Source organism: Desulfosporosinus meridiei DSM 13257 (assembly GCF_000231385.2).
GTDB lineage: Bacteria > Bacillota > Desulfitobacteriia > Desulfitobacteriales > Desulfitobacteriaceae > Desulfosporosinus > Desulfosporosinus meridiei.
Genome location: NC_018515.1, coordinates 4699523 through 4713199 on the forward strand (window position 1 = coordinate 4699523; position 13677 = coordinate 4713199).

Annotated in this window: 11 protein-coding genes; all 11 read right to left on the reverse strand. The window is 45.1% G+C overall.

What is annotated here, in order from left to right:
* Window positions 1-168: 168 nt before the first annotated feature.
* The gene (gene secG / locus DESMER_RS21645) at window positions 169-393 is read right to left on the reverse strand and encodes a preprotein translocase subunit SecG (protein ID WP_014905206.1); all 225 of its coding nucleotides are present in this window, start codon (window positions 391-393) and stop codon (window positions 169-171) included.
* Between the two features lie 116 nt (window positions 394-509).
* The gene (gene eno, locus DESMER_RS21650) at window positions 510-1787 is read right to left on the reverse strand and encodes a phosphopyruvate hydratase (protein WP_014905207.1); all 1278 of its coding nucleotides are present in this window, start codon (window positions 1785-1787) and stop codon (window positions 510-512) included.
* Window positions 1788-1928: 141 nt separating this feature from the next.
* Window positions 1929-3467 carry a 2,3-bisphosphoglycerate-independent phosphoglycerate mutase gene (gene gpmI / locus DESMER_RS21655; protein ID WP_014905208.1) on the reverse strand — a complete coding sequence of 513 codons (1539 nt, stop codon included), beginning with the start codon at window positions 3465-3467 and terminating at the stop codon, window positions 1929-1931.
* A gap of 21 nt (window positions 3468-3488) precedes the next feature.
* On the reverse strand, window positions 3489-4253 hold the full coding sequence (gene tpiA, locus DESMER_RS21660; RefSeq protein ID WP_014905209.1) for a triose-phosphate isomerase: 765 nt from the start codon (window positions 4251-4253) through the stop codon (window positions 3489-3491).
* Window positions 4254-4277: 24 nt separating this feature from the next.
* On the reverse strand, window positions 4278-5462 hold the full coding sequence (locus tag DESMER_RS21665) for a phosphoglycerate kinase (protein ID WP_014905210.1): 1185 nt from the start codon (window positions 5460-5462) through the stop codon (window positions 4278-4280).
* A 280-nt stretch (window positions 5463-5742) separates the two neighbouring features.
* Window positions 5743-7239 carry a glycerol kinase GlpK gene (glpK, locus tag DESMER_RS21670; protein ID WP_014905211.1) on the reverse strand — a complete coding sequence of 499 codons (1497 nt, stop codon included), beginning with the start codon at window positions 7237-7239 and terminating at the stop codon, window positions 5743-5745.
* A gap of 92 nt (window positions 7240-7331) precedes the next feature.
* Entirely contained in the window at window positions 7332-7970 is a 639-nt protein-coding gene (locus DESMER_RS21675; RefSeq protein ID WP_014905212.1) for a phosphate signaling complex PhoU family protein, read from the reverse strand.
* Between the two features lie 257 nt (window positions 7971-8227).
* Complete coding sequence (locus tag DESMER_RS21680; RefSeq protein WP_014905213.1) at window positions 8228-9463, reverse strand: anaerobic glycerol-3-phosphate dehydrogenase subunit C; 1236 nt, start codon at window positions 9461-9463, stop codon at window positions 8228-8230.
* A 17-nt stretch (window positions 9464-9480) separates the two neighbouring features.
* Window positions 9481-10674, reverse strand: a complete 1194-nt coding sequence (gene glpB, locus DESMER_RS21685) for an anaerobic glycerol-3-phosphate dehydrogenase subunit GlpB (RefSeq protein WP_014905214.1) — start codon at window positions 10672-10674, stop codon at window positions 9481-9483.
* A 13-nt stretch (window positions 10675-10687) separates the two neighbouring features.
* Window positions 10688-12307, reverse strand: a complete 1620-nt coding sequence (gene glpA / locus DESMER_RS21690) for an anaerobic glycerol-3-phosphate dehydrogenase subunit GlpA (RefSeq protein ID WP_014905215.1) — start codon at window positions 12305-12307, stop codon at window positions 10688-10690.
* A gap of 216 nt (window positions 12308-12523) precedes the next feature.
* Window positions 12524-13543 carry an ABC transporter ATP-binding protein gene (locus DESMER_RS21695; protein ID WP_014905216.1) on the reverse strand — a complete coding sequence of 340 codons (1020 nt, stop codon included), beginning with the start codon at window positions 13541-13543 and terminating at the stop codon, window positions 12524-12526.
* Window positions 13544-13677: the final 134 nt, after the last annotated feature.

A 13677-nucleotide genomic window follows, 5' to 3' on the forward strand; every position in this document is an offset into this window, starting at 1 on the left:
ACCTGGAGAAAGAAAAAAATATTATAATAATACTGTGAAAATCACAATATCTAACAGTATTCTTTTGCACTGGACTTATTCAATTAACTAGATTAACCGGATAGAAAAAAATAGCACAGAAGGGCACCTCATACGAAGTACCCCTCTTTGTTGACTTTATAAGCTTAACTACGAAACCATGGCTAAACCTAAAGAACTCAGCAAAAAGACTGCTGCTAAAACACCTGTAACTTTAGCAAATAATTCGTCCATGCCTTTCTTCTTGCCGAAAATAGCTTCTCCGGCACCAGTAATAGCTCCTGATAATCCTGCACTTCTTCCGGACTGTAGCAAGACAGCTGCAATCAGCCCTATCGAACTGAGTATTAAAAGAATTATTAATGCAATTTGCAAAATAACTCACCCCCTAAGATACCCTTCTCATACATCCCTGCGATTTTATAAATGCTCAATAGGCTCATTTTAGCACAAGCCTAGATAAAACTCAATAAATCTTCGACTTGGGCAATCTATCTAGCCAAAGCTTTCCGCCCACGATAGACGGCGCTTTCTCCCAGTTCCTCCTCAATTCGAAGGAGTTCGTTGTACTTGGCAACCCGCTCTGTCCGTGCCGGAGCTCCTGTCTTGATCATGCCGGCATTGACTGCAACTGCGACATGCGCCAAGGTGACATCTTCCGTCTCACCGGAACGATGGGAAATCACCGAAGTATAACCGGCTCTTTTGGCCATTTCAATAGCGTCCAGAGTTTCTGTTAAAGTTCCGATTTGGTTAAGTTTAATTAGAATCGAATTGGCACATTTCTCTTCAATTCCTCGGGCCAGGCGTTTGGGGTTGGTTACAAACAAATCATCTCCGATAAGCTGAACCTTATCTCCTAAGCGCTTAGTCAGTTTGTGCCATCCTTCCCAGTCCTCTTCATCCAAGCCGTCTTCTATAGAAAGGATCGGATAACGCTCAATCAAACCCTCATAGTAATCAATCATTTCGTCGGAAGTTTTCTTAACCCCTTCACCGGCTAAGTTGTAGGTTCCATTCTCATAAAGTTCGGTTGCTGCTACATCAAGGGCTAAGGCAACATCTTCGCCAGGTTGATATCCGGCCCGTTGAATAGCGTCAACTATGCATAACAAGGCATCTTCATTAGACTCGAGGCTAGGTGCAAAACCACCTTCATCTCCTATTGCAGTTGCCAGAGATTTTTCCTTGAGAACCGCCTTAAGACTGTGATAAACTTCTGTTCCCATACGCAGAGCCTCGGCAAAGCTGGAAGCTCCAACAGGCATAATCATGAATTCTTGAATATCCACATTGTTATCGGCATGTTTGCCACCGTTAAGGATATTCATTAAGGGTACCGGAAGTTCTTTGGCGTTCACTCCCCCCAGGTATTGATAGAGAGGAATTCCTAATGACTCTGCTGCTGCTTTAGCAGCTGCTAAGGATACACCTAGAATGGCATTAGCCCCCAGTTTCCCCTTGTTCTCCGTTCCATCAAGTTCAATTAACAGACGATCCAGACCGGGCTGGTCAAATGGATTTAGTCCCTCTACTTCCGGAGCTATAGTCACATTAACATTTTCGACTGCTTTTAGTACCCCTTTGCCCATGTAACGGGTTTCATCGGCATCCCGAAGTTCAACTGCTTCAAAGGCACCTGTAGATGCACCTGAAGGAACTGCTGCGCGACCTATTATTCCATCCGTAAGTACAACATCAACTTCTACTGTAGGATTTCCTCGGGAATCCAGAATCTCCCGTGCGTAAACATCTGTAATAAAACTCATTGATCAATGTCCCCCTTTTTTTATTAGAAATCTCATACTGAGAAGTTCTAGCTTAAAGTAACTTAAACCTTAACATCTGCTAATGCTTAATTCTATCGGTCAACTAATGGATATTAGGAGCCCAAATTATTGCTTCCTAAATCAAAATTCCATTAACGATTTCCCAGTCATTTCATTAGGTATAGGGATTTGAAGTAGTTTTAAAATTGTCGGAGCTATATCGCATAGTGCTCCACCCTGGCGCAGTGCTTGTCCTTTGAACCGTTCATCTGCAAGAATGAAGGGCACACAGTTCGTAGAGTGAGCGGTTATTGGCAACATTGTCTGGGGGTCTACTTTCTCCTCAGCGTTTCCATGATCTGCCGTCACGATGAGTGATCCCTTATGTTTTCGGAGTTCATCATAGATCCGACCTAAACATTCATCGATCACCTCTACCGCTTTGACAGTTGCATCAAACACACCCGTATGTCCAACCATATCTGGGTTCGCAAAATTTAAGATGATCACGTCATAAGTTGACTCTCTGAGCTTTCCAAGTACCGTCTCGGTTAATTCTGGAGCACTCATTTCAGGTTTTAGATTATAAGTAGCGACTTTTGGCGATGGAATAAGGATACGCTCCTCCTTGGGATAGGGTTCTTCAAGCCCGCCATTAAAGAAGAAGGTGACATGGGCATATTTTTCTGTCTCAGCAATTCTTAATTGTTTTAGCCCTTGATCAGAAAGCACTTCACCTAAAGTATTATCCAAGTTTTGTTGAGGAAATGCTACTGGTGCCGGGATAGTTTCCTCATATTGAGTCATACAAACGAAGTGAACCTGTGGGTGATTGGAGCGCTCAAATTCAGAGAACCCTTCATCAACAAAAGCATGTGTTATTTCGCGGGCACGATCCGAACGGAAGTTATAGAAAATCACACTATCCCCTTCTTGAACCTGGCCCACTGGATTTCCTGCTTCATCAATCACTGTAGGTATTACAAACTCATCCGTCACACGGGTGTCATAGGAAATCTCCACAGCAGATAAGGCCCCGGCTGCATGCTTGCCTTCGCCATTGACTATAGCCTGATAGCCTTTTTCTAAGCGATCCCAACGTTTGTCCCGATCCATTACGTAGTAACGACCGCTGACTGACGCTATTTTCCCTACGCCCAGTTCTTTAATCTTCCCTTCCAGCTGGCAAATATATTCTTTGGCACTTTGTGGTAAGACATCTCGTCCATCCAGAATTACATGGATATAGACCTCCGTCAGTTCCTGTTTCTTAGCCATTTCCAGAAGGGCAAATAAGTGATCGATATGAGAATGGACTCCGCCATTGGAGAGTAAACCCATTAGATGAAGTCTCTTATTATTTACTCGGGCTTTGTCCATAGCTTCCAGCAAGACGGGGTTTTTAAATAGGGTTCCATCCTGAATCCCTTTATGTATTCGAGTTAATTCTTGATACACCACCCTCCCTGCCCCGATGTTCAGGTGACCTACTTCGGAATTACCCATTTGTCCGCTTGGCAATCCTACGGCTTCACCGGATGCCTGAAGAGTAGTATAGGGGTATTCTCCTTCAAGGCGCTTGAAGTTTGGAATATTTGCTGAGGCAATTGCATTTCCCTCATGAGTTTCCCGACAGCCCCACCCATCTAAAATCATAAGGAAAACCGGTTTGATGTCCATTTTATATCCTTCCTCGCAAGTCTACATTGGACTTGCATTTTTGATAAGTTTCGCAAAACTAAGGGGATCAAGACTTGCCCCACCGACTAAAGCCCCATCTACATCAGGCTCCTGCATTAGTTCCCCAATATTTTCAGCTTTGACACTGCCTCCATAGAGTATAGGAACATTCTCAGAGGCCGATCCCATCAGCTCCGTCAAAGTCGCACGGATATTAGCACACATCTCTTGAGCATCTTGACTGGATGCGGTCTTACCGGTGCCAATCGCCCAAATAGGCTCATAGGCCACAATTATCCTCAACAGATCATCTTTGGATATTCCGGAAAGAGCGCTGGCAACTTGGTTTTTGACCCACTCGGCTGCCTTCCCCTCTTCACGAAGTTTCAAATTTTCCCCGCAACAAAAGATAGGAGTTAACCCTACCGCCAATGCCTGCTGAACTTTCTTAGCAATGTCCTGATCTGTTTCTCCAAACATCTCCCGGCGTTCAGAGTGACCGAGTATTACGTATGTACAGGCGACATCAAGCAGCATACGTGCTGATATCTCTCCGGTATAGGCGCCCTCTTCCGCCCAAGCCATATTCTGCGCACCCAGATGGACAATGCTTTCTTCCAACTCATTTTTTAGAGCATGGAGAGCCGTAAACGGAGCACAGAGGACAACATCTAGGTCTGTAACATCCTTGACTTCCTCTAAAAACTTTATGGCATAGTCCTCGGCTTCACTGACAGTTTTAAACATTTTCCAGTTTCCGGCGATAACCTTTCGTCGATTAGCCACTATTAATACCTCCTTTTGTAAAGCCTAGGCCTCTTCTAATGCAGCAACACCCGGTAAGATCTTGCCCTCTAAAAACTCAAGTGAAGCTCCACCCCCTGTGGAGATATGAGTCATGCGCTCCCCAACCTTCATCTTTTCCACAGCTGCCACAGAATCTCCTCCACCTACAATCGTGATTCCCCCACAGGCTGCAACTGCTTGAGCGACCTTCTCAGTTCCTTTAGCGAAGGCTTCCATTTCAAAAACCCCCATGGGACCATTCCAAATCACGGTACGTGCTGTCGAAATGCAAGCTTCAAACTTCTCAGCGGTGGCGGCTCCTATGTCTAAGGCCATTTCTTCCTCTCGGATTTCCGAGACCCTTACTGTACGATGAGCAGCATCGGCTTGGAAAGCAGTCGCTGCAACAACATCTATCGGTAATTCAAGTTCGACTCCTTTAGACTTTGCCTTCTCAATAAGTTGCTTAGCCAATTCTACCTTTTCCTCTTCGAGAAGGGATTTTCCCACGTTATATCCTTGGGCCTTCAGGAAGGTATTAGCCATCCCCCCACCAATGATTAAAGCATCAACCTTTTCCAGCAGATTTTCGATGACTCCAATTTTATCGCTCACTTTTGCTCCCCCAATGATTGCAACAAAAGGACGTTCTGGCCGTTCTAAAGCGTTACCCATAAATTCAACTTCCTTTTGCATTAACAAGCCGCAAACCGCGGGAATATAGTGGGTTACCCCTTCGGTTGAAGCGTGAGCACGGTGTGCCGTTCCAAAAGCGTCGTTAACAAACAACTCGGCCAACCCGGCTAGCTCCCTGGCAAAGGAAGGGTCGTTTTTCTCCTCTTCTCCATGGAAGCGGACATTTTCCAATAAGAGGACTTGACCATCTTGCAGCTTACTGACTGGTTCCATAGCCGAATCCCCAATGCAGTCCTTGGCGAAAACAACCTCCTGCGCTAACAAATTACTAAGGTGTTTGGCGACAGGTGCTAAAGAATACTTGGGATTAACCTGGCCTTTGGGACGCCCCAGATGGGAAGCAAGAATAACTCTTGCTCCTTCCCTAACTAAATACAAAATCGTTGGCAAGGAGGCTTTAATTCGTTTATCGTTAGTAATTTCCCCTTGTTCATTTAACGGTACATTGAAATCCACTCGAACAAGTACTCGTTTTCCACGCACTTCTACGTCTTTTACACTCTTTTTATTCATGCCAAAATCCCCTTTCACTTGACCCAAGGGTTCGGGGCCGTAATTTTTTCACCCTATAATCAGTCCCTTGATTCCCGCTAAGATGTTCTGAGCCTAGACTCCAGTTCATCTGTAGTACCAGATAAATATGTATTAGTATACCAAAAGTTCCTACTCTTATGAACTTTAATTAGCCTATTTTGTATCATTCTCTAAATAAATCCAGTTTCCTGCCATAAAACCATGTCCATTTACGATGACTATTTAAAAACCGCCCTTGACCATTAACCTTTTCACTAAATTAATCTTCCCAATCCTTACTTCGTTCAACAGCCTTCTGCCACCCTCGGTAAAGCTTAGTTCGCCTCTCCTCTGACATATCCGGTTTAAAACAACGATCCATTCTCCAGCTTGAGCAAATTTCCCCTTGATTCTTCCAAAAGCCCACTCCCAGGCCGGCTAGATATGCCGCTCCCAAGGCAGTAGTCTCGATAACTTCAGGTCGTTCTACCTTCACTCCTAAGAGGTCTGCTTGGAACTGCATTAATAAATTATTCGCTACTGCACCTCCATCAACTCTCAATGCCTGAAGGGTTATCTGAGCATCCTTTTCCATTGCCCCCAAAACATCTTTTGTCTGATAAGCCATTGCTTCCAAGGTTGCTCGGATCAGATGGGCCTGCTCAGTTCCCCGAGTCAAGCCAAAAATTGCGCCTCGAGCACGCATATTCCAGTGTGGGGCGCCAAGTCCCGTAAAAGCCGGTACTACATAGACCCCATCAGTATCCTCAACAGTACTTGCCATATACTCAGAATCCTGAGCTTTTTCGATCATCTTCAGTCCATCTCTCAGCCATTGGATCGCCGCCCCGGCGATAAAAACACTGCCCTCCAAAGCATACTCGACCTTTCCGTTCAATCCCCAAGCTATAGTTGTAAGCAGGCCACTTTGGGATGCTACAGCCCGTTCTCCTGTGTTCATCAGCATAAAACAGCCCGTTCCATAGGTATTCTTAGCCATCCCCGGTTCAAAACACATTTGCCCAAACAAAGCAGCCTGTTGGTCGCCGGCTATTCCGGAAATAGGAATTGAAGCATCACCGAATAGACTGATTTCCGCTTTCCCGTATATCCAACTTGAGGGCTTAACTTCCGGGAGCATGCTTTTGGGGATGCCCAGCTCAGCGAGGATTTCCTCAGACCAGGCTAAGTCATAAATATCAAACAATAAGGTTCGAGAAGCGTTAGAATAATCCGTCACATGAACTTGGCCCTTCGTCAATTTCCAGATTAGCCAAGTATCTATAGTGCCGAACAAAAGCTTTCCCTGATTTGCTTTTTCTCTGGCACCCTCAACTTGATCCAATATCCATTTGACTTTTGTTCCTGAAAAATAGGCATCTAAAACTAACCCGGTCTTCGAGCGGATGAATTCTTCCCATCCTTTAGCTTTCAGATCTTCTACAATCTCTGTTGTACGGCGACACTGCCAGACAATTGCCGGCGAAATCGGTTTTCCTGTAGTTTTATCCCACACAACGGTAGTCTCTCTTTGATTAGTGATCCCAATACCGGCAATATCCCCGGGGGAGACTCCTGTCTTAGCTAAGAGTTCTGCGATAACCCCGTATTGTGTACTCCAAATCTCCTCTGCATCTTGCTCCACCCACCCTGGTTTCGGATAAAATTGAGTAAATTCCTTCTGTGAAATTCCAACCGGTTTACTCTCATGGTTAAACAAAATTGCCCGACAACTCGTAGTACCTTGATCTAAGGCTAAGATATAGGTTCTTGGCATTCCAATCTTCTCCCCCTTTTTGCAGGCAGTACTTGGCCTAAAGAGCAAACAGCCATTTAATATGGCTGCTTATTCCTTAATTATACTATACTTCATGCTTCAGCGAGTCGTCGATTACCTGTTTGGACGTACAAAAGTGTTTCAGCCACATTTACAAGATGATCCCCCATGCGTTCAATGGTTCGGGCAATCACCAGGCATAAACCTAATTGGCCATCAGGGCATCTGGCTTGACTCCCTTTAACTAGGGCTGACTTAAAATTGTCGTAAGCTTCATCTAATACATCGTCTTCATCTGCCAAGTCCATCAGGATTTCTTTATCCCCCTTTAAGATCTCCACCGTGTGTTCGATCATCCGGAGTAGTTGCTTAGCCATCTCTTGAATATCCCCCGGCCAATTACGCTCTGGCTTTAGCTCGCTCAGTTCAGCCAGGTCACAAGCGTAATCAGCAGAACGTTCAAGTTCCTGAGCCATTCGCTGAAACCCCAAAATCCACCTTAAGTCTTGGCTTCTTAATTGCTGCAAACTCATAATATCAAAACTTTGATTGACGATGTTATCCCGCAGTTGATCAATCACATCATCTCTTGTTTGCCAATCCTGCACTGTACCTCCATTTTCCAAGGCCTCAATCGCAGCACATAAATGCCTTTGGACAGCTTCTGCCAACTCCACTGTCATTACACGCAAATTCAGCAGAACCCGATCATAACCTGATGTTCTAAGCATTCCTATGAATCACACCTCTTTCTGTAAAGCCTTCTTGATGCCAAACTCCTGCGTGCAAAGTAGCAGAGAATTCGATTAGATTATTATATAGAGCCTTATATGGAGTGGAAACCTTTTATTTAATTATTAATAAAATTTTCTGATAATTAACACTCTATGTTTAGTTGCTTTAATTTTAATATTTAGCCTCTGCTGGTAGCGACTGAATCTTTCCTTTCACCATTAATACCCATTCTCAGTCTATAAAGGTTCCGGGCTTAATCCAATCCATAAGCTTGCATAAACACCCAAATCGGATGCTTCGTTGCAATCCCCGAACCATGCTCGATTTGAACCTGGCATCCTCCACATTCCGTTGCCATACTTTGAAACTCCCCAATACGAACACCCACTTGAACTCGCCGAAACAAAGGTTCTCCAATTTGCCTGGCTATATCATACTTCTCCTGTTTGTATCCATAACTGCCGGATAAACCACAACATCCAGTGTCTAAATCCAACACCCGTACCCCCGGAATCAAACGCAATAGGCGAACAACGGGGGTTCCAATTCCTTGCGCCTTCAAATGACAGGGAGCATGATAGCCCAGGGACACAGGAATCTCTTGAAAGTCTTGCTTTAATCCTCCTTCCTCGTGCAGCAGCCACAAAAACTCAAAAAGATCATAAGCTTGACGGCCTATGAGTTCTGACCCTGAAACCTCTAAATTAGGATATTCCTCCTTTAACGCTAAGCCGCAGCTCGTACAGCCAGTAATAACAGGTACCCCTGATTGCAAATACGGATTCATGAGAGCCAAGTTTTTTTTGGCATTTCCCCTAGCTTCGTTAAACTTACCATTAGCCTGCAGAGGCACTCCACAACAATGAAAGTTAGGTATGATCACATCATACCCATTGTGTTCTAAGACTTTAATCACGGCCTGCCCTGTCAAACTGTCATTGTAGTTAATAAAACACCCGGGAAAGAAAACCACTGCTTTTGATAGCCTATGGTTTGGCACGAGCTTATTATTCCTTATCCCTTTAAATTTTGCCTGATACGGCGGCAACGGGGCCCTTCGACTAATTCCCAGAGTTTGCTCCATTAAGACTCTCACTCCAGATACTTTTAGTAAGCCATTAGTAAGCCCCGGCCAGATCGTTCCTAGGCGTCCTAGGTACTCTGCTCTGCCTAAAACAAGGTCACGAACCTGCAGTCGGGTTGTCCCGCTTTTTTGACCGGCCAAAGAGGCCTTCTCTCGCGCTCTTAAAATAATTTCTGTAATTTTAACTCCGGAAGGGCAGGTCACTTCACAGGTTTTGCAATTCGAGCAGTAGCTCAAACACTGGGGATCTATGTCAATACCCTCCAGCCGGAAACGCTCTGCATCAGGCCCCACACTTTTGGGCCCTGAAAAAAGGGGCTGCACCGTCGCCACAGGGCATTGGGAGGTACAGGCGCTGCACTTAATACAGGCATCTAGATTTTTAACGGAATCCAGTTTTTCCATTTTAACCTGCATCCTTTCTATATCTGCTCTCCCGCGAACCATCCTGAGGCCAGAGAGACTCCTCCTCCGCAGTGCTCCACCCACGGATCCCAATGGGCCAGCATACGACCGATAACCCGAACATTTTCTAAAAGGACTTCTTTAGAAGCGAAATCAATGGGCCGCAGCTGATTATCGGTTTCAACCCCCATCCGGGCATAAGGCTGTTCTCCTAAAAACTCTGAATTTGTCCATCCTGATGGCACAAATGGCGGCAACCCAAACACCATCTCTTTAGCTGCTTCAAGGGTCACCTCAATCCCCCCCCCAAATATCCCACCAGTGGCCAGCACAAAAACACGAGCGGAAAACTCCGAATCCTTCCCTTTACTGTTCACAATAATTTTATGACACTGCTTACCCTTAAGCTCAACCTTCTTGACACCTGAGCCCACTAGTAATTCTCCACCTAAAGCCTTAAATTTTTCGACTAACCCCCGGTAAAGATAATGTCCGCCGGCAGACGGCGGGAAGGCAGTCATTTCTATCACCGAAAAGGGCAAATTGAACTGAACCTCTCTTAATAGTTGGGAAAATACACTTGTCAGTCCCGGAAAAATAACCACTGCTTTGTCCGGTTCAAATGAGTCCAGGGACTTCCAGACACCCTTCAGAGTCTCGATCCCGGAAGCAGTACGCCAATACTTCCCACAGTCCATCCCTGTGATTGATTTTCCGAGAGTATACCAGGCTTCAAATCCCTCTACTCGAAAGGGATGCAGCACTACCTCTGCTTGAGGATAAGCCTTTAACAAGTTACTTCTGGCAACCTCCGGGAAAAAGTCCTTCATTCCTTCAAGAGCCATTAGGATAATTTTATGAGTTTCCGTGAGAGCTTGGGTGTTCAACCCGCGAGGAATAAGTCCCGCCTTTCTGGGGGTTCCCAAAGGGGTCAAAACAAACTGCGGCTCCCTCCAATTTCCTGAATAATCCGGAAAGAGAGTTTGAAAATATTCTGCAGCGCTGCGAACCACCTTTTCTCCCAATAAAGCATAAGGATGACTTTTCTGATTCATGAGTCTCTCTACATCCCCCAAATCGATTACGCCGGAACTATAGGTCAAGCTTCCAACCCCTTCAGAAACAATCAATACCTTTTTGCCTCTTTCAGCAGCCCGTATTCCTGCTAAAAGGCCGGCTAAACCCCCGCCAATAATAATGCCATCCCACACTTGAATTCCTCCTTCAAATATCCCTGATCTCACTGAGCTGAAGTATGCTTGTATAGATGGCCCGGGTTAACTCTGTTTCACGCAATTGCTGACCCCAAAGAATCGGCCGTATTCCCTTCCAACGTTGATTGATAAATCGTTTTAATTCATCCTGTAAGGGATCAAATTTAGCATATTCCAATCCCAACAGCGGCAAAGCACGATAGGTACAGAAAGCTCCCTGGCATGTTCCCATTCCCAGTCTGGTCTTCCGCCTTATGTCCGCCAAGTGGTGAGCGTCGGCATCCAAGGCCACCTTTTCAACCTCTGCAACAGATACCATTTCACACTCACAAAGCATCTGCCCTTTGCGGGGGTCATTTTGGATTTCTAATAACACTGCCCCAGCCTCCTCTCCAAGCCGCTTAAGCATCTTCTCGGCTGCTGCACAGGGCAAAAGTTGGAGGGCCCGTTTTTTTAGATCATCTGAAATCTCTGGTAGTAATTTCTCCTGAGCAGTAGAGCAGGGCCTTAGATTTCCGAACCGTTTCGCCACCCAATCTGTAACCTTCTCAGCCATCAAACGATAGGTGGTAAACTTCCCTCCGACAATACTGATCAGCCCTTGCACCTGATCATGGATTTCATGATCAATGAGCGCGAAGTTTCTGCTGACCTCTCGCCCCTCATCCATCTTTCCTGAAACTTCACTATCTTCACGATGAAGAGGGCGTACACCGGCAAAGGCCCGTATTACTCTTCGCTCCACAATCTTAGGAAGCAGTTCCTCTCCCGTCATTAATAAACGTCTGATTTCTTCCTCCTTAGGCTGATTCTCCCTTGGGGAACCTACTATTTCCGAGGTTGTACCTAAAATTGTTATAGTTTCATGAGGAACAAAAATATCCCCATCACTAGGTGGATGCAAGCGATTGATCACGCGTTGAAAGAGCCGCTGATTGAAGGCCAACAAAGTCCCCTTGTCACAGATCACGTCTAAGTGGACACCGATTGAACCAGCTATCTCTGAAGCCCAGGCCCCGCCTGCATTGACTACCACTTGACAGCCAATTAATAATTCTTCCTCATTTAAAAGATTCTTGGCGGCTACCCCTACAATCCGCTTGTTTTCCAGAATAATCCTTTCCACCCGGTGATAGGTCTTATAGTCTCCTCCGTAACGTTTTGCCGATTTGGCATTGGCCCAAACAAGCTTAAATCCATCTACTGTAGCATCGGGCACTTCGAAAACTCTTAAAATATTCCTCTTCAGCAAGGGCTCTTTCCAATAGGCCTCTGACAAAGATATTTCTCGCAGGGGAATCCCAGCCTTGGCACATCCTCTAATCCACTGCTCTACATAGTCGGGATCATCCTCATCAGATTGCACAAACCACCCTCCCGTATCCGAAATGCAGTGGGCCGCTATCTTTTTAAGGATAATATTCTCAGAGATACACTCCGCAGCAGACAGCGGATCCTTAACGGCATAACGTGCTCCACTGTGTAATAAGCCATGAAAACGGGAGCTAGTTCCGTGGGCTAAGTCCCCTTGCTCCAGTAATAGTGCAGAAATTCCTCGCATACTCAAATCCCGCAAAATCCCTACTCCCGTCGCGCCACCACCGACAATTACAACCTTATACTCCTGCATATTGCCTCCCCCATATCAAAACAAAATGCCACCGGTGGAACCGTCTAAGACGCTTCCCCCAGTGGCTTCTCTTTTTCCCTTTTAAGGTCTCTTTGAAAGCATTTATATTCAAACTTATCCATCCAGTTCTTCCATCTTCTTAGTACCTTTATCCTGTACAAAATAGCCAAACATCTTTAACCTCAGGGAATATCCACGCTTAGGCAGAGGGTTCGCTTAACGGCCAAGAATCGTACATACCTTTTTATCAATCAACAATCCAACTTCTTCTTTTAAAGCGAACTTTGGGCCCTCAAAACGATTAAGATGATCAACTATAATTATTCTGCCTTGAACAAGTACCTCAGCCCTGGCAGTATTGCCTAAGATATAAAAATTCTCTAAGGTTCCGTATAGCTTTATCCTCTCTGAGTCCCCAATTTGAGGGAATTGATCTTTGCTAACTAACAAAATATGCTCAGGTCGAATACAGATTTCAGTTTCCTTATCTCCTATACCAACTAGGGAACTGGGCAGGAAGTTATAGGTTCCTATAAATTGAGCCACAAATTTATTAGCAGGCCTGTGATAAATTTCTTCAGGGGTACCATACTGCATGACTTCCCCGGCGTTGATAACTACGATTCGGTCTGACATAACTAAGGCTTCTAATTGATCATGGGTCACAAAAATCGTAGTAATTCCCATCTGCTTTTGCACATCCCGAATCAGGATTCTAGCGCTCTCCCTTACCTTGGCATCAACGGCACTCAAGGGTTCATCTAAGAGCAACAAATCTGGCTTAACCACCAGAGCTCGAGCCAAGGCTACCCTTTGTTGCTGTCCTCCCGACATTTGGTGGGGATAGTTGTTTTCCTTACCTGAAATACTGAGAATATCCATAATTTCTTCGACTTGTTTTCTGATATCTTGGGTAGGTAACTTTTTAATTTTAAGCCCAAAGGCAATATTTTCAAAGGCCGTCATGTTAGGAAAAAGGGCATATGACTGAAAAACCATACCAATATTCTGTTCCTTCTTGTTCTGCCCTTCAATAATTTCCCGACCATTAACAATAACTTTTCCGCCATCGCCACGTTCTAAGCCAGCAACGATTCTAAGGAGGGTTGTTTTTCCGCATCCACTGGGCCCTAATAGCGTGACAAATTCCCCTTTTTCGATTTCCAGTTCAATTCCTTTCAAGACCTGACGGCCCTGAAAACTCTTATCAATGTTGACGACCTGAACATAGCTCACTAATCATACCCCCACACCCTAAACTCGTTCCTCTTTCTATAAAGACCAAATCATCCCTTAAGTCTACTGAACTCCAATTTAATTGAGTTTGTAATAATCCTTCCATTCCAGCCTTATGGTTGACAAAATTCTCG